General features: G+C 60.3%; 21 protein-coding genes and 2 pseudogenes. 11 read left to right on the top strand and 12 right to left on the bottom strand.

The window, feature by feature from the left end; genetic code table 11:
- Nucleotides 1–49: 49 nt before the first annotated feature.
- On the bottom strand, nucleotides 50–1,141 hold the full coding sequence (locus tag EPK99_RS03905; RefSeq protein WP_128441273.1) for an ABC transporter substrate-binding protein: 1,092 nt from the start codon (nucleotides 1,139–1,141) through the stop codon (nucleotides 50–52).
- A 368-nt stretch (nucleotides 1,142–1,509) separates the two neighbouring features.
- Between EPK99_RS03905 and EPK99_RS03910 the strand changes: the two genes are divergently transcribed.
- The 3 genes from EPK99_RS03910 (at nucleotide 1,510) to traR (ending at nucleotide 4,660) form a co-directional block, all read left to right on the top strand.
- Entirely contained in the window at nucleotides 1,510–2,301 is a 792-nt protein-coding gene (locus EPK99_RS03910; RefSeq protein ID WP_128441274.1) for a DeoR/GlpR family DNA-binding transcription regulator, read from the top strand.
- The gene (locus tag EPK99_RS03915; protein WP_128441275.1) at nucleotides 2,291–3,775 is read left to right on the top strand and encodes an alkaline phosphatase family protein; all 1,485 of its coding nucleotides are present in this window, start codon (nucleotides 2,291–2,293) and stop codon (nucleotides 3,773–3,775) included. The genes EPK99_RS03910 and EPK99_RS03915 overlap by 11 nt, the downstream gene beginning before the upstream one ends.
- A gap of 180 nt (nucleotides 3,776–3,955) precedes the next feature.
- Nucleotides 3,956–4,660 carry an autoinducer-binding transcriptional regulator TraR gene (traR, locus tag EPK99_RS03920; RefSeq protein ID WP_128441276.1) on the top strand — a complete coding sequence of 235 codons (705 nt, stop codon included), beginning with the start codon at nucleotides 3,956–3,958 and terminating at the stop codon, nucleotides 4,658–4,660.
- 9 nt (nucleotides 4,661–4,669) lie between these two features.
- On the opposite strand, the gene EPK99_RS03925 is transcribed toward traR, so the two are convergent.
- From EPK99_RS03925 to traA, 5 genes and pseudogenes are all read right to left on the bottom strand, one after another.
- Nucleotides 4,670–4,978 carry a transcriptional repressor TraM gene (locus tag EPK99_RS03925; RefSeq protein ID WP_128441277.1) on the bottom strand — a complete coding sequence of 103 codons (309 nt, stop codon included), beginning with the start codon at nucleotides 4,976–4,978 and terminating at the stop codon, nucleotides 4,670–4,672.
- A 340-nt stretch (nucleotides 4,979–5,318) separates the two neighbouring features.
- On the bottom strand, nucleotides 5,319–5,948 hold the full coding sequence (locus EPK99_RS03930) for a TraH family protein (protein WP_128441279.1): 630 nt from the start codon (nucleotides 5,946–5,948) through the stop codon (nucleotides 5,319–5,321).
- Nucleotides 5,949–5,952: 4 nt separating this feature from the next.
- Complete coding sequence (locus EPK99_RS03935) at nucleotides 5,953–7,104, bottom strand: conjugal transfer protein TraB (RefSeq protein WP_281033449.1); 1,152 nt, start codon at nucleotides 7,102–7,104, stop codon at nucleotides 5,953–5,955.
- A 16-nt stretch (nucleotides 7,105–7,120) separates the two neighbouring features.
- Complete coding sequence (traF, locus tag EPK99_RS03940; protein ID WP_245455631.1) at nucleotides 7,121–7,630, bottom strand: conjugative transfer signal peptidase TraF; 510 nt, start codon at nucleotides 7,628–7,630, stop codon at nucleotides 7,121–7,123.
- Between the two features lie 17 nt (nucleotides 7,631–7,647).
- Nucleotides 7,648–10,949, bottom strand: a pseudogene (traA, locus tag EPK99_RS03945) (Ti-type conjugative transfer relaxase TraA).
- Between the two features lie 255 nt (nucleotides 10,950–11,204).
- Between traA and traC the strand changes: the two are divergent.
- The 6 genes and pseudogenes from traC (at nucleotide 11,205) to EPK99_RS03970 (ending at nucleotide 14,822) form a co-directional block, all read left to right on the top strand.
- Nucleotides 11,205–11,501, top strand: a complete 297-nt coding sequence (gene traC, locus EPK99_RS03950) for a conjugal transfer protein TraC (RefSeq protein WP_128441286.1) — start codon at nucleotides 11,205–11,207, stop codon at nucleotides 11,499–11,501.
- A gap of 4 nt (nucleotides 11,502–11,505) precedes the next feature.
- A complete protein-coding gene (gene traD / locus EPK99_RS03955) occupies nucleotides 11,506–11,721 on the top strand; it encodes a type IV conjugative transfer system coupling protein TraD (RefSeq protein WP_164901684.1) in 216 nt (71 codons plus the stop codon).
- Nucleotides 11,708–13,615: pseudogene (gene traG, locus EPK99_RS03960) on the top strand (Ti-type conjugative transfer system protein TraG); the annotation flags it as partial. The gene traD and the pseudogene traG, both read left to right, overlap by 14 nt.
- A gap of 183 nt (nucleotides 13,616–13,798) precedes the next feature.
- A complete protein-coding gene (locus EPK99_RS25605) occupies nucleotides 13,799–14,098 on the top strand; it encodes a thermonuclease family protein (protein WP_245455731.1) in 300 nt (99 codons plus the stop codon).
- A gap of 96 nt (nucleotides 14,099–14,194) precedes the next feature.
- The gene (locus EPK99_RS03965) at nucleotides 14,195–14,461 is read left to right on the top strand and encodes a WGR domain-containing protein (protein ID WP_128441288.1); all 267 of its coding nucleotides are present in this window, start codon (nucleotides 14,195–14,197) and stop codon (nucleotides 14,459–14,461) included.
- An 82-nt stretch (nucleotides 14,462–14,543) separates the two neighbouring features.
- Nucleotides 14,544–14,822: an HU family DNA-binding protein gene (locus EPK99_RS03970; RefSeq protein ID WP_012648969.1), complete on the top strand. Its 279-nt coding sequence runs from the start codon at nucleotides 14,544–14,546 to the stop codon at nucleotides 14,820–14,822.
- A 43-nt stretch (nucleotides 14,823–14,865) separates the two neighbouring features.
- Here the strand turns inward: EPK99_RS03970 and EPK99_RS03975 are convergent, their stop codons facing one another.
- The gene (locus EPK99_RS03975; protein ID WP_128441290.1) at nucleotides 14,866–15,174 is read right to left on the bottom strand and encodes a DUF736 domain-containing protein; all 309 of its coding nucleotides are present in this window, start codon (nucleotides 15,172–15,174) and stop codon (nucleotides 14,866–14,868) included.
- Between the two features lie 129 nt (nucleotides 15,175–15,303).
- On the opposite strand from EPK99_RS03975, the gene EPK99_RS25215 reads away from it, so the two are divergent.
- Nucleotides 15,304–15,444 carry a hypothetical protein gene (locus EPK99_RS25215; protein ID WP_164901686.1) on the top strand — a complete coding sequence of 47 codons (141 nt, stop codon included), beginning with the start codon at nucleotides 15,304–15,306 and terminating at the stop codon, nucleotides 15,442–15,444.
- Between the two features lie 358 nt (nucleotides 15,445–15,802).
- Here EPK99_RS25215 and EPK99_RS03980 read toward each other — a convergent pair whose 3' ends face one another.
- The 5 genes from EPK99_RS03980 to EPK99_RS03995 form a co-directional block, all read right to left on the bottom strand.
- On the bottom strand, nucleotides 15,803–16,393 hold the full coding sequence (locus tag EPK99_RS03980; protein ID WP_342633727.1) for a pyridoxamine 5'-phosphate oxidase family protein: 591 nt from the start codon (nucleotides 16,391–16,393) through the stop codon (nucleotides 15,803–15,805).
- A gap of 504 nt (nucleotides 16,394–16,897) precedes the next feature.
- On the bottom strand, nucleotides 16,898–17,482 hold the full coding sequence (locus EPK99_RS03985; RefSeq protein ID WP_128441292.1) for a hypothetical protein: 585 nt from the start codon (nucleotides 17,480–17,482) through the stop codon (nucleotides 16,898–16,900).
- Between the two features lie 690 nt (nucleotides 17,483–18,172).
- Nucleotides 18,173–18,553: a DUF7007 domain-containing protein gene (locus EPK99_RS25610; protein WP_245455633.1), complete on the bottom strand. Its 381-nt coding sequence runs from the start codon at nucleotides 18,551–18,553 to the stop codon at nucleotides 18,173–18,175.
- Nucleotides 18,522–18,824: a DUF7007 domain-containing protein gene (locus tag EPK99_RS25615; protein ID WP_245455634.1), complete on the bottom strand. Its 303-nt coding sequence runs from the start codon at nucleotides 18,822–18,824 to the stop codon at nucleotides 18,522–18,524. Before EPK99_RS25615 ends, EPK99_RS25610 begins: the two co-directional genes overlap by 32 nt.
- A gap of 80 nt (nucleotides 18,825–18,904) precedes the next feature.
- Entirely contained in the window at nucleotides 18,905–20,620 is a 1,716-nt protein-coding gene (locus EPK99_RS03995; RefSeq protein ID WP_128441294.1) for a ParB/RepB/Spo0J family partition protein, read from the bottom strand.
- A 524-nt stretch (nucleotides 20,621–21,144) separates the two neighbouring features.
- Between EPK99_RS03995 and EPK99_RS04000 the strand changes: the two genes are divergently transcribed.
- A complete protein-coding gene (locus tag EPK99_RS04000; RefSeq protein ID WP_128441296.1) occupies nucleotides 21,145–22,599 on the top strand; it encodes an ATP-binding protein in 1,455 nt (484 codons plus the stop codon).
- The last annotated feature ends 115 nt before the right edge of the window (nucleotides 22,600–22,714 follow it).

Below are 22,714 nucleotides of genomic sequence, written 5' to 3' on the forward strand. Positions count from 1 at the left end.
GCGGGCATGTCCCGCGCCGGGTGTACTGCTGGTCGACGTCCGGTCCAAATTATTTGCTTCCTGCACCAACAGTGGTGGTCCATTCCTTTGCGATCACGTCGCTTGCTTCCACAAGATGCCCAAGCTCCGGGAAGACAAGGTTGGATCCGGTTTGCGGCAGCTTCGCCATCATCTCATCGGTGATCTTGCCGGACTTGCGCATCGCGTCGAAGCGGATCGGGTGGCAGAGACCCTTGAGGAAGCCGCTTTGCCCCTCGTCGGAATAGAGGTACTCCATCCAGAGTTTGGCGGCGTTCGGGTGCGGGGCGTATTTGCTGATGGCTTGCGCGTAGACGCCAGCGACCGTCACGCTTGTCGGCACGAGGGTGTCGAGGGGTGGGTTGCCTTTGAAGTTCTGGTTATAGGTGATGCCGTTGAAGTCCCATCGTGTCGTGATCGGGGTTTCGCCCTTGGCTATCGATGACGCCGTCCCGAAGCCGGCGACAAGATTGCCCGCGTCCTTCAGCTTGCGATAGAACGCCAGGCCGGCTTTGGCAGCTTCAGCCCCGGGCTGTGCCCCTGTTGCCAGACCGGCGGCATAGATGCTGAGGATCGCATTGTTGGCCGTGCGTGGATCGGCGGGGATCGATACGCTCTTTCGATAGGCCGGATCGAGGAGGTCGGACCAGTCGGACGGAGACTTTGTCACGATGTCTTTGTTGACGATAAAGGCCAGCACGCCATAGTAGTCGCCGTACCAGTAGCCGTCAGGGTCTTTGACGACGCCTGGAATTTCGTTCCAGGTCTGTACTTTGTAGGGTTGCAGGAGATCATCCTGCTTTGCGGTCGGGCCAAAGACGAGGCCAATGTCGATGACGTCGGGGGCTTGCGGACCCTTGTTGTCCATATTGGCCTTGATCGTCGCCAGTTCCTCGCCCGAACCGGCATTCGGATTGAGCTCGTTCACCGTGAGGCCGTACTTGTCCTTGAAGCCTTGGATCAACGCGCCGTAGCCGCACCAATCATGGGAAACGGCGATCACGGTCAGCTGACCTTCGGCTTTTGCCGCCGTAACGAGTTCGTCTATGTTTGCCGCTTGTGCGATGGGAGGCAACCCGATCAGGGACGCTATTCCACAATATGCCAGTCTCTTCCAATCCATTGAAATTCCCTTTCTTGAAACGCGGCGCGTTGCTCCAGCAGCAAGGCGTCGATCGCAACTCGGTATAGGTATGGCTATTAACGGAAATGTGACATTACGTGGCTAAATTTGGTATTAATTGATGTTTCGCGGTTTTGCAAGTCGGCGCTTGGTAGTCAACTTGCACCAGGCGATCCCAATAGCTGTAAATTGGATAACCGGCTGTACCGGAAATCCGTTTTATTTCAACAGATCGACCTATGTTTGGAGTTGGAGCTGTGGTGCCGGATTGACAGGAGGCTTGGGCTCGATTAATCCACAAAACATCACACCGTAAACGCCAAGCGATATCGCCGAGCCTTTCGGGTAGTTTGGGAATGGGAGGGCTCGTGGCGAGAATACCGGCAGCAAGTCGCATCAAAGCCATCGCAGAACTTCTTGAAGCAGGAGATGGGGTCAGTATCGCTGCGATGGCCGAGCGGTACGCGGTTTCCATGGAGACCATTCGCCGCGATCTCGCAAGCCTTGAGAAGAACGGGCTTCTCACGCGCGTCCATGGTGGCGCAATACCGACGGCGCGGGCGGCGCCGATCTCGATGCGGGTCAATAGCCTGAGCAGTGAGAAGGCCTCGATCGGCGAGCTGGCGGCAAAGCTGGTCGGACGCGACGGGTGGATCTTCGTGACGCACGGCAGTACGACGCTATCCGTCGCCAAAGCCCTGGACGAGGGCAGTCCGATGTCGGTAATGACCAACATGCCTGCTATCGCGGAGGCGTTGCATGGCGGTGTGAAACACCGGGTCACCCTGACAGGCGGCGAATACGACTATGCCGACGGCGCGCTTACTGGCCAACAGGTACTGGACGCGATTTCCGAATGTGTGTTCGACACCGTGGTCATCGCCGCCTATGGCATCGATCCCGTGCATGGTTTGGTCGAGTCGGGAAAATACCTGCAGCACATGAAGCGCTTGCTCTTCCAGCGCAGTCATCGCCGTATCGTCGTCGCGGACCACAGCAAGTTCGGAGCGCCAGGCTCCTATATCTCAGCACCACTTTCCGAGATCGGGACGATCGTCACCGATCAGCCACCCCCGCCCTCTTTCGCCGATGCGTTCGACGAGGCCGGCGTTCGGGTGATCTATCCCGCAACCGTCAAGGAATCAGACCATGACCAATGAGGTACGCCACGTCGTGGTCATGGGCATCGACGGCTTGCGCCCGGATCTGGTCGATGACGTGACGACGCCCAACCTCGTCGCGCTAGCGCGTGCCGGCACATGGAGCACCCATCATACAACGGTGTTTCCGAGCGAGACCCGCGGTGCGCTGACGGCCCTCGCAACAGGTTCTCCCGCCCAAACAAACGGGATCGCCGGCAATCAGTTCTATGTGCGCGATGGGTTTCCCGAGCAGATCTTCACCGAGACGGTGCATGATTGGTACGCGGCCGATGAACGGCTTGGAGGGCAGTTGGTCGAGGCGACCTCGCTCTCGGAGACGCTCCACCGGATCGGCCGACCCTTCGCGGTCATCGCGTCGAGCGGGCCTGGCGTGCTGCCAGCGCTGAACTGGAAAGGTGCCCAGCGCGATCAGCTCGGATTCAACGTCCGCCATCCTCAGACGGCCCATCCGCACGCGTTTGCGGCGGGCGTCCACCGCTCGCTGAAGATCCCGGCAGGAGGCGTATCTGTCGATGGCCCGAAGGCGGCGTTGAAGGTCTTCGAGCAGGAGGTGTGGCCTCACAGTAAGCCGGCAGTCAGCATCCTCTGGTGCACCGAAGTGGACAGCGCGGCGCATCTGTACGGACTGGCATCCGATCAGCTGCGCGAGAACATGCGGCATTGCGATGAAGTCGTCGGCGCGCTTATGGCGTGGCGCGAGGCGCAGCCCGAGCGCGACAGCATAACGCTTCTGGTCGTCTCCGATCATGGCCACGTTACGATCGGCGGCCTGGTCTCCGTCGCGGATTCGCTGTGTGTAGGTGGGTTCAAGGCGGCAGCCTCGTTCGTAGACCCGGCGACTGACCTACTGGTGCGACCAGGGCGAGCCGCCGGCATCTGGCTGAGGAAGCACGACCCCGTCTTGTTGCACGAGGTGGCGAGCTTCATGACGGAGCAGGCTTGGTTCGGCGGCGCCTTCAGCTGCGCCGGAGCGCCCGGAAGCATCCACGGCCGCGTGGAGGGAAGCCTGGCTTTGGAGTTGCTCGGCGCAGGAGGCGCCCGTGCGCCCGATCTGTTTGTCCAGCTTGGGAACACCGCGGATGACGTGGCCGGTGGCACCGGTTCGGTGTATTACGATGCCGGCGACTACGATTTGCGGCCGGGCGGCGGCACCCATGGCGGTCTGCATCGGGGCGAACTGTCTGCAGTTCTCGCCGGATACGGGGCGGGGCTGGGGCAAGGATGCGTTTCCAGCACACCAAGCGCCATCACCGACATCGCGCCGACCATCCTGTCGCTGCTTGGTGTACCGCAGCCGCACACGATGACCGGCCGCGTGTTACGGGAGTTGACGACGGATGCGCCGGCGCAGAGCGAGGAAGTGTCCGAAGACATCCGATCTAGCGGAACGCGAAAGGTAACGGCCGTATCTAGGACAAAGGCTATGGGGCGCTTCTACATGAGTGAAGGCCGGATTGTTCCGGCGACCTGATCACCAATCGCTACTGCCCTTTGGTTCAATGCGGATTTTACTAAAGGGACACCAGTTCAGAGATCACATTACGCTCTCTATAGCTGTATAATTTCCGAAGCCTATTAAAGATGAGGGTGTGATGATCAGATGAGGGTGTGATGATCAGCTGTTTCACCTGACCCCCAGTAAGGAGTGAAAATGCAGCACTGGCTGGACAAGCTTACCGATATCACTGCGCTCCATGGCGACGAGAGCATCATTAAGCAAGCTCTCGGTCACCTCGCCGACGCGGCCGGATTTGGCGGCTATGCTTACCTTCATATTCAACCCGGCCATACGCTCGCGGTCTCGAACTATCATCCCGAGTGGCGGTCGATCTATTTCGAGAAGAAATTCGCGGCTGTTGACCCTGTCGTAAGACGTGCCAAGACTTTGAAGCAGGCTTTTGTCTGGAGCGGCGATCAAGATAGCCCCCGCGCTTCAAAGCCCGAACGGGCCTTCTATGCGCATGCTGCCGACTTCGGCATCCGCTCTGGCATTACCATCCCGGTGAGGGCAGCTAACGGGTCGATCTCCATGTTCACCCTGGCATCGGAAAGACCGGTGCTTGACCTCGATCGCAATATCGATCCCATCGCGGCCGCAGCTGCCGTCGGGCAACTCCATGCCCGCCTGTCCCTTCTGCCATTCACGCCGAGCGCACAGTACCCCGTGTGGCTCGATGCGAAGGAAGCCGCCTACCTTAAATGGATTGCCGTCGGCAAGACCATGGAAGAAGCGGCCGATCTGGAAGGGGTCAAATACAACTCGGTGAAAAGCAAGCTCTACGAGACCAGGAAACGTCTCGAGATACACACGATGTATCATCTGGTCGCGCTGGCAATCCGCGCAAAACTCATCTGAAAAACCAGTCTAGTTGACTGGGACCTTCGGTGTGTAGCCCAGAATATCGAGTAGCGTGTTGAGCGCGATCATCTGCGCGTGCATCGCGATCATCGCCTCGATGTAAACCAGATGCTGCCCGCCGCCAACGGCAATTCCAGTCTTATAGTCGTCGGGCAAGGCCTGAAACAACTGGTCCGCCTTCCCGACGAGTTGCCTGTGGGTGCGGATCGCATCGACCGTCAAAGTCTCGAGGTCCGCCGCGGAAAGCCCACGCGTCAGTCCTATGACCGGACGAAGTTCGCATGTGTCCGTCACTGTTTCATTTTCCGATAACATGTCTGATCCAGCCTCGGTGGACGTTGGTCTGCGGTACGCCCCCGCTGACAACGAACCCTGTGAACTCTAGCCGGGGGTTAGAATCCGAGATGAATCGGCCCTGAGACCTTTAGCACCGAGGCGCCTGGACATACGTCACAGGCCCCCGGCCATTAAGGTCAGAGGGTTCTTGGCGCGATTTCGGTCGGCACCAACCGTTCATCAGGGGATTCTAAGCCCCAACGCAGTGCGTACTGCGTCCCCTACTATATAAAGGCCATTCCGAAAGGACGCCAGAGGGCACGCGCACCGGGGTGCAATTTCCCATGCCTCAAAGCGATATTCGCCGCCCGCCCGGCGCCTATTCCTTTCGAGCGCCGATGCCAGACAAGTCGACCCGTATGCTCGCTTTGTTGGGATCGTCCACAGGCTGATCCACAGCCAGCGTGGCACTGTTTGCCGGAGGATCCTCCTCGCCTCGTGGCCCCTTATTACCTGTTTCGACGTCGGCGGGTCGCGTTGGGTTTGTTACATCGGGATCCGCCGCCCGAAAGACGGCTGTCCCATCGAAATATCCCGTCTGCCAGGCGATGATCGCGTCATCGAAGATCTGCGGCAGAACATCTTTGGCTGTCGGGCGTCCATACCACTTGGTGACGATCCGATAGACCTTGCCGAACATCGCCGTACCCATGCGAATGTTTTCGCAGGCGTCGACAAGATCGGGCTTCAGTTGCCCTGCCTCGATAATGCCAAGGCCCGCAGGATATTGCGTAATGCCAACACGCACGGTATTGCGGCCGAGGTTGTCACGGATCAGTGCGACGGCCTCGTCCGGCGTCGTTGGTTTCGGAACGAGCACGATACGGTTTCCGGAACGCACGGTAATGGCCAGCGGATCCTGCGACCCTGCTCGCTCAATAAACATCTCGACGATCTCAGGCTTCAAAGCCTTGTCGGCGCATTGCTGAATAAGAACAGCATCGATCATCTGGTCATTCCTGTTCATTGTGATTGAAGGCCGTGACGATCGGTACGCCGAACAGTCGTGACCAGGCGGTAGCGCTCGCCTGCTGGATGGCAACGATCGACGTGCCGGAGGTCCACCACCCATTGCCGGTCGCGACGATGAGGTCCGGAGCGTGCAGCATCGACTGCAGGACCGGCCAGAGGATGAGCTGCTCGTAGCAGATCAGCGGTGCGATCCGCATGCCGGCAACCTCGACGACCGGATTGGCAAAAAAGTGGGCGCGTGCGCCGCCGCCCTCGCCCATCGATGCCCGCCACGGCTGCCACATCGCCACGGGGACCGGCATGCGCTCGCGATAGAGGATGCGGGCCTCGGTGGCCGAGATGGCCACCATGACATTGTCGTAACCTGCAGCTGTGATAACTGCAGCGCCGGCGATGACGGTAATGGCGGACCCTTGCAAGCCCTCTTGCCAAAGGCGCGCCACGGTCAGCGTCCAGAAGCCAAGCGCGCTCTCAGGCAAAACGACAAATTGAGCCCCGTCGCCCGAAACCGTCCGGGCCGCAGCAATCAGATCGCGATGAAAACGAAGCGAGCCATCGCGACCAAGGTTCTGCCCCAGCGCAAGGTCGACCCCATTCCATCCGTGTGGTAGTTTGGGTTGCGCCCAGTCCGTGGCAGGCCAGGCGTAAAGGCCTCCCAAGACTGCGACCGCGATTTGCCACCTTTGACCGGTCATGACGACCAGCAGGATCGCGGTCGTTCCAAGACCAAACCATCCCCAACCCGGGAACAGGATGCCAGCCGCAGTTAGCGGATGCGCCCAGCCGGTGATCCCGAAGGGCGGCACAGCCATCAGCATCATGGCAGCCGAATAGCGCACCGCCCGCCCCCTTCCCGGACGCCCTGTCCATAGAATGGCGTGCACCAGTGTAAAGCTCACTGAGGCCATCACCCATAACATGAGGCCTGGCCAGAGATCGGCGGCGTAGAAGTTCGCGACGCCCTGTGGCAAGCCGCGGGACGCGGCGAGAAAATAGCCCGCTGAGACGCCAGCCGCGGTCACCCGTGATGGCGACTTGGCCCAGAGCAGTGGAAAGAGCATGGCGACCGGAATGGTCATCATGTTTCCGCTCCAGGCAACCGTGCCCACCACAATCGACAGCCCGATCAGGATCGGTCCCTGAAAACGGTTAGGGATCGAAAGTGAGGATCGGCTTGGCAAGTCCGAGGAGGCCGCTGATCGAGATCGGTCCAAAATATCGGGAGTCATAGGAGCTCGCAAAGGATGAGTGAAGAAACAGGTGTCCCGGCGGCACGATGCCGCCGGAATAGGGGGTGATCGGACGGCCCTGCCCGTCGCTCTTACGGATGCGGGACGCGTCGAGAACAACGCCGTCGATCTTGACGATGTCGCCGATGGCGACGTGCTGGCTGGGAAGCGCTACGACGGTCTTGATGAGGGGCGCAAAACCGCCCGCGCACAGTCCGCGCCGAAGATAACCGCGCTGCCATGCCTTCTGGAACGGCGGCGTAGGGGGAGGGCAGATGAACACAAGATCGCCGACGAGGGGGGCTCGACTCAAAGGCTCGATGCGCCAGATTCCAAGTGGTTCGCTCAGCGTCAGGTTCAGCCTGATGCCGCCAACAAGAGCGATCCCTGCAAAAGCAGCCATGACGCTCACGCTCGCAGTGACGATCATAGTCACCCCTCGCCCGCTCATTCCTTGATCACCGGTGTCTGACGCTGAGCGAGCTTCAAGTCCTCTACCTGCTTCAGGGTTGCCACGGTGCGCTCGTGGGCCGATAGCTGCTGAGCAGTCCGCATGACCGGCCAGGCTTCTTTCAGCCGTTCCTTCTCTTGGGGTGCCAGCCCTCGGAAAGCTTGTCGAAGAGCTGGCCTTGAGGCCTCTGCGCTGAGTTGGTCAGCAGGGTCCGCTCTCCGAACCGCTCGGCCACCGCCTTGGCAAAACCGTCGATCTCGGCTTTGGCTTCGCGATTGCTGAGCGCGTAAGCCATCGCGGCAGGGAGATCGTTGCGGTCGATCGCGTCGCGCACCCGTTCCAACGCGCTCTGCGCGGCCGGCGATAGCGCCGGGATGTCGATAGAGACGCGTTGGCGCATCGTCTTCTCCTCGCCCTCGATCCGCTGCACGGCGACCTCACGGATGCGAAGGTAAGTTTCGATATCGCGCTTCAATGCGGGCACGTTGACGTCGGCGACCTGGCGGGCCTCGCGGTCGGACTTGCTGGCAAGGATGCCGATCTTGCCGTTGAGCGGTCCGACCGACGCGGGCTCGGCCGCAAGCTTGTCGAGTGTCAGCAACGCCACCTGTTTGTCGGCGAGGACCGCATCGAAGTTCATCGCCCGGAAGGCGGTTTCGGGATCGGCGAAGACATAGCGGAAGCGGGTCGAGACCTCCTCCCATTGGTGTCTCACAGCGGGATCGTCGGCGACCTTGCGATCGACAGCTTCGCTCATTGGGACCGGGAACAGTTTTACGCCTGATACCATCGGGCGGGTCTCCTTGATCGTTTGAGTTTTTACGGTTTGCAACAGGCCGAGCCGTTCGCCAGCTGCTCGATGGCGAGTCGCCAGATCGACAAGTTTGGCCTTCTGGCGCAGCGTCCAGTCGAGCCGGTCGCGTACCAGCGTGCGAGCGACCTGCACGATGTTCAGGCCACGAGCCTCGGCGAAGCGCAGCGCCTCGCGATAAAGCTGGCCGCGCTCGTAATCGAGCGTGGTTTCCTTGGCGTTCCTTCGGGAAAGAACCTTGGCCAGACCGCCATTGAAAGAGAAGGATCTCGTCCCGTAGTAGAGTTGCAGATTCTCTCGATGGCGAGTCATCGCCACATAGGTCAGATGCCGATCCAGGGACAGGGAAGCGAGCACCTTGACCTTGTCGACGGTGGCGCCTTGGGACTTGTGAATCGTCGTGGCGTAGCCGTGGTCGAGATTGTTGTAGAACCGCTGTTCGACGATCACCTGTCGGCGCTGATCGCCCTCGCCCACCGTTGCAACGATGCGGTTTGCTGTGGCCTCTACGACATGACCGATCATGCCATTCTTGACGCCGAGCGAACCCTCGTTCTTCAGGAAGACGATCTGGTCGCCGGCATCGAAACGGCGTTCGCCGTCGGCTGTCCGGAACAGATGACCTTCTCCGACAATGCCGCGTTCGACCAGCTTTTCGCGGGCCATGACATTGAGCATGCGAACGTCACGACGCAGGTGCGCCAGCATCAACATGGACTTTGCCGGATCGTAATCACGGTTCCAGTCATCGATTAGATGTTCGACGGCCTTAGCCTTCAGTTCCGAGCCAAGCACCCGGCCCTCTGAACGATAGGCGGCGAGCGCTTCGCCAACGCGGCCGCGTGCCAGATCGAGCGAGGCCTTTCGCATCCAGTCCTCGCGCTGGCGATAAATGGTTTCGAGTTCGGCATAACCAACACGGTCGGCAATGGCGCGAAACGCGGCGCCCGCTTCGATCGGCTGAAGCTGCTCGGGATCGCCGACCAGAACCAGTTTCGCGCCGGACCTGACCACCGCCTCCACGAAGCCGGCCATCTGTCTGGACGCGACCATGCCGGCCTCGTCCATGACAAATACTGTTTTGGCATCGAGCGTGTCGCGGTCTTTTTTCCAGCGCAACTCCCACGATGCCAGCGTGCGGCTCTGGATCCCTGCTTCCTTTTCCAAACCCTCTGCCGCCTTGCCTGCCAGCGCTCCGCCGACGACACGATAACCAGCCAGCTCCCATGTCTCGCGGGCCGCCTTCATCATCGTGGTCTTGCCAGCCCCAGCGCGCCCGACGACCGCTGCGATGCGCGCTGAACCGGCGACGTGTTCGATCGCGGCTTGCTGCTCATCCGACAGCCGGGCGTGTCGCGCGAAGGTCGCCACCAGCACCGTCGGCGAAACACCATGCGTTTCCCGTTCGGACAGCCAGAGGGATCGCCGGGCCATCTCGGCTTCGAGCCGGATCAACTCCCGCGTCGTGTATCGCGCAGACAACCTTTGTCCGGTCGCGAACTCGATTGTGTCGGGCTGCAGACGCAGGGTTTCCGGATTATGGAGTATGCGTGCCAAGAGCTGCTGGAAAATGCCGGGATCGTCGATATAGCGATGCAGCACCTTGGCGACGTCGCGTTCATCGAAGACGCTCTTCTCATGGGTGATCAGGTCAAGCACGATGCCGGGATCGCGAAGAATTCGGCGGGCATTCTCACTGCGGCGCTGCTCGTTCAGCTCGATCCGCTCGAGCTCGGGACGCTCACCCCTGCTTTCCGCCTTGCGCTCGATCGCCTTGGCGCCAACGCCGAGATGGATGGTCGGTTCGAGCGCGATGCCCTGCTTCTCATAGGAGCGGCCATCGATGCGGAGATCGATACCGCCGATCGCCAGGTGGTGGTTCTGACGTTCGAACCAACCATCGCGCAAGACGTTGAAGTCGTCCGTCGAGCCGGCCCAGAGCTGGTACAGGATCTTGCCGGATTTGGTGTGGACAGGCTGACCATCATCTCCAATCACCGCGACCTTCTTTGCCCCGAAACCATCTTCGGTCAGCGGGCGCAATGTCGTCATAAGGTGGATGTGTGGATTGCCGGTATTGTCGTGGTAGACCCAATCCGCAACCATGCCCTTGGCGAGAATGTGTTTTCCCACGAAGTCGCGAACGAGCGCGATGTTCTGCTCCGGCGTCAGCTCCAGCGGAAGAGCAATGGTTAGGTCCCGGGCAAGCTGGGCATCGGAGCGCTTCTCAAACGCCTCGATCTTGTTCCAGAAGACTTCGACCGCTCCCGAGACCGAGCGATCGGCAATCATTGCTCGCGCCCATGCCGGGGCATCGAAGGGAAGGACAAACTCTTCGTGCAGCAGACCCTGTTTGCGGGTGTAATCGATGGTGCGGGCTTCGCGCTCGTATTCCATCTTGGCGCAGTGCCGGTAGGCCGCAGACAGCACGGCGCTGCGGCCGTCGCCGCGGCTGACAATGCTGGCTGAGAAATGGGCGATGGCCACCGGTGAAAGCTCCTGACTGCAAACCTTGTTCGTCGGGAGCGAGCGACACCCGACGGCCCCGCCAGGGCCGTGAGCAACACGTCGCATCAGCGACGTATAATTGCGCCCTTGGAACCGCTCCTTCGGAACGGCGGGATCATCCACGAAAGAATCGGCTTTGCCGATCTGCAGATCTGCAGATTCCTTTTTCAAGGCATCCGGGGGATTCTTGGTGTCGCAACAGCAACGCCAAGGACCTCAAGGAGAGCATCCGGAATGAAGAAGCCATCATCCAAGATCAGGGAAGAAATCGCCAAATTGCAGGACCAGTTGAGAGCAGCTGAAACACGCGAGGCCGAACGCATCGGCCGGATCGCGCTGAGGGCCGGGATTGGTGAGATCGAAGTCGACGAGGCAGAGCTTCAGGCGGCATTCGAGGAGATTGCAGGACGGTTTCGCGGAGGGAAGGAGGTGGCGACCGGAAGAAAAAATCCGAGCGGTGGCAGGACCGGCGGCGAGGCGACCTCGACGCTCACGTATGGCGCGGGTGCGGGCAGCGCTGACGAGGCTTGAGCGGATGGCGAAGGGGATGTCGACGGAAGCGCGCAAGAAGGACACCCGCGAGAAGATCGAGCTCGGTGGCCTGATCGTGAAAGCGGGCTTGCGCTACGAGAAGCGAGCGCTGCTTCTCGGCCTGCTGATCGAAGCCGGAAAGCGGATCAAAGGCGACGAAGCAGAGCGAGCGCGGCTGACCACGATCGGTGCGGAGGCATTTGGCAATGACCGCGAATAGGCTGCTTCTCGGGATCCTTCCGGCGGTCATCATGTTAGCCGCAATGGTTGGGACAACAGGCTTGGAGCACCGGCTCGCGGCATTGGGGACTAGCCCGCAGGCAAAGCTTTTCCTCGGGCGGGCCGGTCTCGCCCTGCCCTACATGGCCGCCGCCGCAATCGGCGTGATCTTGCTGTTCGCCGCGAACGGATCGGCGAACATCAAGGCCGCCGCGCTGAGCGTGCTTGGCGGAAACGGCGCCGTCATCATCATCGCGGTCGCGCGTGAAGCAATCCGGCTCGCTGGCATCGCCACCAGCGTGCCTGCGGGACAATCGGTTCTCGCCTATACCGATCCTGCGACCATGGTTGGCGCGAGCGCCGCATTGTTCAGCGGGGTGTTTGCTTTGCGTGTGGCCATCAAAGGTAACGCCGCGTTTGCTCAAGCTGGGCCAAGGCGCATCGGTGGCAAACGGGCCGTGCATGGCGATGCCAACTGGATGGGCATGCAGGAGGCCGGGAAACTGTTTTCCGACGCTGGCGGCATTGTCATCGGCGAGCGCTACCGCGTCGATCGCGACAGTGTCGCGGCCGTGGCGTTCCGTACTGACAATCCGCAGAGCTGGGGGGCTGGCGGCAAGTCACCGCTGCTATGCTTCGATGGCTCGTTCGGTTCCTCGCACGGCATCGTTTTTGCCGGCTCCGGTGGTTTCAAGACGACGTCCGTGACGATCCCAACCGCGCTCAAATGGGGCGGCGGGCTCGTCGTGCTCGATCCGTCGAGCGAGGTCGCGCCGATGGTCGTCGAGCACCGCCGCAAAGCCGGCCGCAAAGTGATCGTGCTGGATCCAGCCAGCCCTGCGACCGGCTTCAACGCCCTCGACTGGATCGGCCGCTTCGGTGGCACGAAGGAGGAGGACATCGTCGCTGTCGCAACATGGATCATGACCGACAACGCACGCGCCGCCTCGGCCCGCGACGACTTCTTCCGCGCGTCCGCCATGCAACTGCTGACCGCGCTGATCGCCGACGTCTGCCTATCCGGACATACGGATGCAAAGGACCAGACGCTACGCCGTGTCCGGGCCAACCTCTCCGAGCCGGAGCCAAAACTTCGCGAGCGGCTGACACGGATTTACGAGCAATCGGAATCCACCTTCGTTCGCGAAAACGTCGCCGTCTTCGTCAACATGACGCCGGAGACATTCAGCGGCGTTTACGCCAATGCAGTGAAGGAGACGCACTGGCTTTCCTACACGAATTATGCCGCCCTCGTTTCGGGCGACAGTTTCTCGACCGACGAATTGGCGACCGGTGTCACGGATATCTTTATTGCTCTGGACCTCAAGGTCCTGGAAGCGCATCCGGGACTGGCGCGGGTGGTGATCGGCTCCTTCCTCAACGCGATCTACAATCGCAATGGCGAGGTTGCAGGTCGCACTCTGTTCCTACTCGATGAAGTGGCCCGACTTGGCTATTTGCGCATCTTGGAAACCGCCCGCGACGCAGGACGGAAATACGGCATCAGCCTGGCGCTGATCTTCCAGTCCATTGGCCAGATGCGCGAGGCCTATGGCGGCCGTGACGCCAGCTCGAAATGGTTCGAATCCGCATCCTGGATTTCATTTGCGGCGATCAACGACCCAGAAACGGCCGAATACATATCCAAGCGCTGCGGCGACACCACGGTCGAGGTCGACCAGACGAACCGTTCTTCCGGACTGAAGGGATCGTCGCGCTCACGGTCGAAGCAATTGACCCGCCGCCCGCTGATCTTGCCTCACGAAGTGCTGCGCATGCGCGGTGATGAACAGATCGTCTTCACCGCAGGAAATGCGCCGCTGCGGTGCGGTCGTGCCATCTGGTTCAGACGCAAGGATATGAGCGCTTCCGTCGGCGAGAACCGGTTTCACAGGCAGGCCATAAAAGGGTCGGGAGCCAATGAGACGGGTCCCGCACCCGAGAGAATTTTCCCGGCGATCGCTGCCTCATCGGCCATAGTCATCTGCTTTGCTGCATCTGTGGCATCAGCCCAACAGCCTAATAGCCCGAGCGAAGCGTTTTCAGTTTGCGGAAACGGGCAACGGATCACTTGCGTGGTGGATGGCGATACGTTCTGGTTTCGAGGCGAAAAGATCCGCATCGCTGACATCGACACTCCGGAGCTCAGCCCGCCAAGATGCAAACGCGAACGCGAGCTTGGCCTCGCGGCGAAACAGCGTTTCCTCGGCATCCTCAATTCCGGTCCGCTCTCGTTGAAAGTGGCTGCCAGAGACGAAGATCGATTCGGTCGCAAGCTTAGGATCGTCTTCCGCGATCGGCGATCGGTCGGTGATATCCTTGTCGCCGAGGGGCTCGCCCGGAAGTGGGATGGATCGCGCCGGAGCTGGTGCGAATGACCAAGGAGCTAACGGATCACAGGTGTGAATCGATAGTGCCTGTCCGATTCAAAACTCTCATTGGACGGCAGAATCCGAACGCGCGATTCTGTGGTCATGATCACACAGCCGTACCACCTCTATGTCGAGCGCATCGCACCGGAAAAGAACATGGCACGCTTTTACGTGCTTGCCGTTCAGCCGACATTGTTCGGCGAGGTGTCGCTCGTGCGCGCCTGGGGCCGGATCGGAACGCGCGGACAACAGATGGAACACCTGTTCGACAACGAGAACCAGGCCGTCAGCCTGTTCCTCGATGTCCTTCGCGAAAAGCAAAAGCGGGGCTATCGGCCGAAACCACCTGTGGACATCCAGCGGATCTGATCCCCGTTCCCCTCGTTGCCGATGACAATACGGTCATAAGCTGACACGGCTTTTGCATTGTTATACTTTGCGAGGAATTTCCATGACCACCACCAATGAAATCGCCGACAAGATTGCAGCCGATAACGGCCTGACGAAGGTTCAGGCCAAGGGCATTGTCGAGGCCGTGTTCCAGGCCATTGCCGATGCAGCAGGATCCGACGCTGAAACCTCGATCCCCGGCTTCGGAAAATTCAAGGTGAAGGCTTCGCCTGAGCGCGAGGGTCGCAATCCTGCGACCGGAGAAAAGATGACGGTTGCCGCGTCGAAGAAGCTGACCTTTGCGCCTGCCAAGGCGCTCAAGGATGCACTGAACAAGTGATCCCCGACATGGAGAGCCCCGCCTTACGGCGGGGCATCCGGTATCAGTCCCGGTTCGACCGGGACCAGATGAGGGAGAGGCCTTCCTCGCCTTCGACCTCGATCAGCGTTGCGTAGATCGGGGCCGGGAAGCTTGGGTCGTCGAGCTTGACCGAGAGGTAGTCGCGACCTTCGTTCGAGGTCTTCTTCCAGGCTGCGCCAAATTCCGTGGCTCCCGCGAGGATCCGGTAGTCAGGGCCTTTCTCGGAAGTGCGCTCGACGACGCGGATGGTTGCCTTGACGTTGAGGTTGAGGGTCTTGATGGTGCCGGAGAAGCCGTTTGCGGAAGCGGTGAAAGAGCCGATGGTTGCCATTGTTGTAATCCTTTTCGGTTGTTCGGGCCGCGTCCATCGCGGCCTCGATGGCAGTCGATAGGACCGGGGACGATCGGCCTGCATCCAACGGACCGAAACGGAGTGGAGGACGGCCAAGGAGAGGCTTTCTTGTCTCGCGAGGAATGGGCGCTTCAGCGCACAGGGGAAGAAAACGAGCCGGCCGTTGCGGATGCCGATCGAGCCGAGCATCGCGAGGCGGTCTTTGGTCAGACATGCCCCATCGAGACCGCAGTGGACTTGGCCTACTGACAGATAAGGGGTACGGCAATGGCGTGATCTGGCGGTGACCAATGGGAATGGGTGCTAGCACCGACAAGTCGGGATCGAATGGTCGAAGCCAATACCTGCCTGTGAGAGAATTGCCGGGAAGCGCATTGTACCTCCTCGCTTGGCTGGTAGCGGCGCCAGGCCTTGATGACCAACTTTACTGGGGTCCGCTCCACCTTCCCGACAGCAGCTCCAGGCAGGTTCTCAGCGTCGCTCAAGCGGTCACTTGTCGTGTTGGCGCTGACACCCCAGGGTGACTTAAGCCGACCACGGCCGTGGCGTTTGCTACCTCCGGAGTTGATTGACTGTCCATAAGCTGGGTGTTGAGCGAGAGCCGGTGCTACCGCTCGCCGTGCGTTTCGAAAAGGCCGGTCGGAAATCCGTCGAGGCTGACCTGATTCTTTTCCCGCCAGTAGTCTTCGATCCCGTCAACGCCCTTGGCCTTGGCCCAGGCGTCCATCTGCGGGCGCTCTTCCTGGTATTCGAACAACGGCACGCCATAGCCGCAGGATGTCTGCACTAGATCGAAGTCGAGCCTTATCATTTGACGCGCGCCGAGCGGCGCGTTGCCGTCGAACCGTTCGTCCAGCAGGCTGGCGAACTCGTCGCTGTCGCGATGGATAACGCGCCCCCTACCGAAAAGCCGCATGATGAGCGGCGGCCCGGAAACCGCACAGAACATGATGGTGAGGCGCTCGTTTATCCCGAGATGAGCAGCGGTCTCGTTGCCGCTACCAGTGCGGTCGAGATACATCGCGGCGTTGTCGCCAAGGATACGAAACATGTCCGTGCTGCGCGGAGACATGTTGACGTGACCGGTCGGCGCTGCCGACGCGGTGAAGAACATGTGCTGCGCGGCGATGAAGCGACGGTGTTGCGGTTCGAGAGTCGGGAAGAATTTGGCCATGCCCGAGAATATGGCCGGCTTCATACGCTGCCAAGACCGGAATGTGCGAAAAGTTCCTGACACGGGCGCCGCAGAACGAGCCACGGGGATCCGGGCGCGCACCTCTTTCAAAGCTAGGCCGCCGCGAAAGCGCCATCATCAACGAGTTGTTCGAGATGAAGCTGGCGCCCCTGCTTTCTAAGCGACCCCTGCATTTTGACAGTGTTAACTGACGCACCTCTCCTGAGGAGCGCCCGCACTTTGAAGCGCCTCTGAAGGGCCTTGGACAGTCACCTAAGTGCCCAACGCATAGCTGTACTGCACAAAAATTGAGTGCGCCGTGTAGAAAATTCGGGCATACAGACTTCAGCTGATGCACATGGCGGCTTCCTCCCAGTTCCGCCGCAGCAGCTGTTCCCCTCTGGAGGTCCATGACCTTCACACTTTATGGGCCGCGGTTTTCCGTCGGCCCTTTTTTCTTGTTCCGAAGCGAGTCGCAACGACGGTACGGGACGCTGAGAAAGGCGGGGCCGAAGCCCCGCGATCGTCCTATTCGAACGCTGCCATCTGGGCCGTTGCGGCCTTTTGATCAACGGAGTTGGCGGGCTGCTCGACCGTGCGCTCATAGGGCTTCCAGGTTTCGCCTGTGATATCCTCGTAAGCCGAGACGGCGCCTTCGGCTGCCATGCGAAGCACGTGGGCCTGCAGGCCCATGTCGGCTGCGAACTCGCGCTTGCGCTGGGCGCGGCTGTCGAAGCCGACCGGGCCGTCCAGGTCCTCGTCTCTGGTGTCGTTGGAGAGTTTCGTGGTGAGATCACGGGCCTCGGTGACCGCGCGGCTGTAGAATTGCCCAGCGCCGTAGGCGGAGCCGACAAACGATCCGACGATGCGCTGCATGTGGATCTGCATGGCCTTCTCGGCTAAGCCGTCCTTCAGGGCATCGGCGCTTTCCATCAGCTGGCCGCGATGGAGATCGCGGATCCCGTCGCTGTCGATGAGGGCAAGGCCGAAGCTTTCGGAGATGCGCAGTGCCTGGGTTGCGTCGGGGCAGGCGTGCCTGACCATTTCGAGTGTGGTGGCGCGCTGGGAATTGGCGGGACGGTTTTTCTGGGTGGAGCGGTTGAGCGGTGCCATGATCGGATCCTTTTGAGCGATGTTTCAGCGAAGCCCGGGGTGCCGGTTGTCGACCGGCTCAGCCCCTCGGGTGCGGGCAAAAAGACATGGGCACCAGCGGCCCGGCCCAAGGTCAGGGCATTGCTAAGAGGAGCGGGGAAGGTTTGCGGATGGTGCTGCCCGCCTTTAAGCGGGCTGCGACAGACGCGGGCCTGCCCTGCGACGAGGCGATGATCCTGCCGCAACGCGGCGTGGCACACGGCCTTTGACCGGGACGCGCCCATGTCAGACCGCAGCAAAACCGAGGTGCTGTGCCGGCCGACGATCTGGTCCACGACAGCATGATGCAATCGCCATCGCCGATCCGTTCTTGGCAACGCCGCGTCAGGCAGGGAGGGAACCGACAAATCTCGATTCCACCACACTCCAGTGTAAGCCGGTTGCCCCGTGCCATGGCTTCCGCGCTTCGATCAATGCTTTACCGCACCCTCGCCTTGACCGGGCTTCCGGCTCTCACTTGGCCGTTGATATGCCGAGTGTGACCGGTAGGCGGGCCATGTCGTGCTTTGCATCGCCACGGCGCCTTCGTTTGTCGTGTCCGCTCAGCCCGCCGGGAGCGACAATCCTGCTGCCGTGCCCAGATGCCTTGATAGAACGCGATGACATCGATCACATGATCTCGAGGAGCGCCGCTGCCAGTGAACGCGACAGTCATTGCCTTGCCGCCCAGGTTACGAAGCTGGACGGACCATCATATGGCTGGTGATTGAGTGGATCGATGACGAAGCCATGCCGGCCGATCACGTAGTCGGAGCCTGGAACCAGAAATCGCCGTTCACCGGTCTCGCCGCGGATCCCACCCAGCGTCGCGATGCATTCGACGAAACCGGGCCTGTGATTGGAATTGAGGGCTGCGATGACCACCCAGTCGTTGCGATGTCGCGTTTCGAATTCCTGTCGGTCCCGAATATGCGACTGACCGTCCTTCAGTGTGACGCTCATCACGCGCTCGTAGGCATCAGGATAAGTGTCGCGAAGTGTGCGATCAGCCTGACGCCGCTCATAGGCGGTGAACAGCTGCGGAAAGGGCATGGGCGACCTTCGCCCATTCACAATCCTCCTCGTAGAATCCGTCGTCATTACGATAGAGGGCATGGACGATGGCATTGGCATTCTCGACGAGATGGAAACCACCATGGCTGGCGGTCGAATGCAGAACGATACCGTTGGCGAATTGCCGCGAGATCTGCGCCATGCCCCATGGCGTCGATGCTCCGGCCCGTATCGTCGGCCGGTCCAATGTCCGTAGTTCAGTCTCATGGGCCGCTTTTTCCGCGGCCATGTCATCATGGATCTCTGCCATGACAAACTCCTTCTGATTGCTGGAAACGAAAACGCCGCCGGCATCAGCCAGCGGCGTCGGTTCAAATCCTGTTCCTGATGCTATTCGGCGGCCTCGCGAAAACCCTCGTCCGCCTCTTCCTCGGCGGCGGAATGGTCCACGAGGTCACCAGCGGAAAGCTGATCTTCGAGCGTATCGGGAACGTCGTCGGCATCCGCCAGTCCGGTGTCGACGCTGGTGTAGCGTCCGGCCCACGATCGCACCTCCTCAGCGGATGGCGCGAGCAACGCTGCCGGATGCACCAGCCGTCCGTCGGCAAAATGCTCGACCAGAGCCGCGCGGGTATCCTTGACCTTGATCCGGCCGGGCACGCCTGCCGTTTCCGCGGTCGCCTCCAGGGCGGTACGTGACAAGCATGAGAGGAAGTCCTCTGTGCCCATATTGGGCAAGAATTGATCAGCCGCGATGGCGTCGCCGGCAATGCGGGCAATCAGGCCGCTATCGGAACGATTGCGCCGAAGAGAAAGGACTTCGATCAGCACCGAGCGCGCAGCCTGCACCAGTGTCTCGCGATCGAAGGACAGCTTGCCGTCCTCGCTGATCAGCCGGGCGGCGTGCGGCCCGCATTTCGCATGACCATAGGGATTGTCCGATGCGCCGCTGGCAATGCTGACATTCGTGCCGGTGAAGGCGAGAATGAGCAAAGCCATCAGCGTGTCGTCTTCGATCGGCGCGCGGGCAAGCGCCTCGTGGAGAGCGTCGGTGCGCAGGTCGCCGATCATGTCGAGACCCTTCTGGGTCACATCGGGCCGTACTTTCGGAGCTTCGACCTCCTCGACGACCGTTTCGACACCATCGGAATCCTTGACCAGTGTGGGCTTTTTGACTTCGGGCATGCGATAGGCAACCGACTGCACCGAGCCATCGCGCGCGTTGATGTACCAGCCGGTCAGGTCGCCCTTGCCGGGCTTGCCGTAGACCTGTTGCGCTTGGGCAGGCAGCTTGGGCTGGCCGTATTCATTGGCCTCGATGATCGAGCCGCGCTTTGGCAGATTGTTGGCAAGCCACTCCTGCTGCGCTCCGAGAAACGCCTCGACGTCGGTGGTGTAGCGGCTGTCCTCGTCAGCGGGTGCAAACAGGTCCTCGACCCAGGTAATGCCGTAGGCCTGGGCCAGATCGTCACCGAAGCTTGCATGCTTGGCGAGCAACCTGGTCGTGGTCAGCGCGCGGGCAACCTCCCACCACGAGACCTGCGGGTCCTGCTTCTTCGGCTTGTACTTCTTCCAGACCTCGGCCTGCTCGTCCTGGCCGGCGGCGGCGATCGTGCGCAGTTGCTGTTCGTTCGGCATATCGCCGCGCGCCATCTGGTCGAGCATGGCGGGCAGGATGTTGGCAAGCAGCCGCAGCTTGCGGATTTGCCGGCTGGGAAGCGCCAGCGCCATGGCGATCGACTCTTCGGTCCATCCGAGAGCCACCAGCCGTTCGATCGCGCGCCATTGGTCGACGGGGTTCAGCGGTTCGCGGGCGATGTTCTCCGCAAAGGACTGCATGGCGCCGAGATCGTCGGAGGGATCGGCAAGCAGAAGCGGGATTTCCGAGAGATCCGCTGCGATGGCCTGTGCGGCACGGCGGTGACCGAAAACGATGATGTAGCTGTTGCCACCTTCCGGATCGAGCTTGACGATCGGTGGCTGGACGACGCCGATGGCCCTGATCGATGCGCACAACAGCGCGTCGGACTGTGGTGAGGATTTCGACTGGCGGGACCGGTCAGGATTGTCCTTCAGGCTGCGCGGATCGGCTGTAATCAACTGCATGGGAATTACCTCTTGAGCTTCGGGCGGACGGACTGTCCTGGCCTCCTCATCTTCATTTCGAAGACACCTCCCGAACCGCAGGACGGGCCGGCGGCTGCAATTGCGCCGGAGCAGACCTGGCTTGCGGAGGAGCGAGGCACACCTGCCTTGCGAGGCAAGCTGGCCCGGTCTCGGCGACCGGCGCGATTGAGGGAACCGGCAGCCGTTAGACCGTCCTTGCGAAGAAGTTCTGATATAAGATCCTCATCACTCAATCCTCCAAACCTCTGTTTTAATTTCATTTTTTAAGTTTGAAACTTGTTGTTTGTGTCGGTTCCGACAAAAAGGGGATATAAAAATCCACTGTGAGACCCGATTTGGGTATTCAATCCAGACTGCCCTTCAGACAAAACCTCGATAAAAAACTTGGCAATTTGCGCCGGTCAGATGCCGCTGTTTTTGTTCAACATTCCCCAAACCAAAATCATTGGCCCAAGGACGAAACGCATCGAATCTGATATAAGGGGGATAAAAGGAGATCATGAATGCCGATCCACAATCCCTGCGCCCTGCTCGACCGTTTGTTGCAGGAACCGAACGAAAGCACATGGCTCGAATTCAAGGTCAACAACAAGGATCCACGTGAGATCGGGGAATACGTCTCAGCGCTTGCAAATGCCGCAATGCTAGCGGGGCGTGACCGCGCATTTATGGTCTTCGGCGTTCGGGACAAAACGAGGGAGCGGGTCGGTACCGACCTGCGTCTGCAGCAACTCAAGCATGGCAACGAAGACTTTACCAATTGGCTGAGCCGAATGATTGAACCGAGGATCATGCTCGATGTCGTGGATGTCGAATGCGACGGGCTGACTTATTCCCTCATAGCCATCGAGCCGTCCTATGAGCGGCCGGTCAAATTCAGCGGTGCGGAATTCATCCGCATTGGAGAAAACAAAAAGAAACTCTCCGATTTTCCCGAACACGAGAGATCTCTCTGGATTGCAACTGGTCGTCGGCGCTTCGAGAGTGCAGTCGCTGTTTCGAACGCCACCGCCGATGACATATTCGCCCAACTCGATCCCGAACCCCTCTTCGAGTTGACAGGCGATCCCCGCCCGAAAAATCCGGACGAAATTATTCGAAAAATGATCGAGTATGGATTCCTGCTGGATAACCTGGAAGGGCGCTACGACATCACCAATCTCGGCGCGATCATGCTTGCGCGCGATGTCACGCTGTTTCCGTCTATTGCCGGGAAGGCAGTACGCATTATCAAATATATCGGACGCGACAAATCCAAATCGGATTTCGAGCAGGAAGGTAAGAAAGGCTATGCAGTTGGCTTCACTGGGATGATGAGATTCCTAATGGAACGCCTGCCCAAGGAAGAACGATACATCAATGGCGTCCGGCGCATGGTGCCGCACTTCCCGGAAACAGCAATCCGCGAGGTGATTGCCAATGCCATGATTCACCAGGACTTCATAGTCGGCGGCGTCGGCCCGGTTGTCGAGATCTACGAAAACCGTATCGAGGTAACCAATCCTGGGAACTCACTGATAGCCACCGACCGAATTCTTGACGAGAGACGCTCGCGCAATGAAAAACTCGCATCGACAATGCGCGCATTCGGTCTTTGTGAGGAGCGTGGCGGCGGTCTGGACAAAACGCTGATCGAAATAGAAGCTGGTCACCTGCCTGCGCCGGATTTCATTTCCTCTGAAAACTCGATGCGGGTGGTTTTGTTCGCTCCTCGTGCATTTGCCCAGATGTCAAAGGCAGAGAAGATGCGGGCCTGCTTTTTCCACTGCGTTCTTCGATGGTTGACCCACGACTATATGAGCAACGCAACCCTGCGAGAACGCTTCTCGCTGGCCCCAGAGGACTATCAGGCCGTCTCTGCCATAATTGCCGAGTCGATCAAGCTTGGGCGGATTGCACCGGCCGATCCCGACCAAGGAAAGAGAAATGCGCGATACGTGCCCTACTGGGCAGTTTAAAAACGAAAGGGCGCTCGACCCTTTCGGGGAGCGCCCTTTCCGACCCGGACAGTTTCAAACGCGCGGCAATCACCACAGCAGGAAACCATCAAAACGGGTGATAGCCGATAAATGT

It is taken from the genome of Neorhizobium lilium (assembly GCF_004053875.1).
GTDB lineage: Bacteria > Pseudomonadota > Alphaproteobacteria > Rhizobiales > Rhizobiaceae > Neorhizobium > Neorhizobium lilii.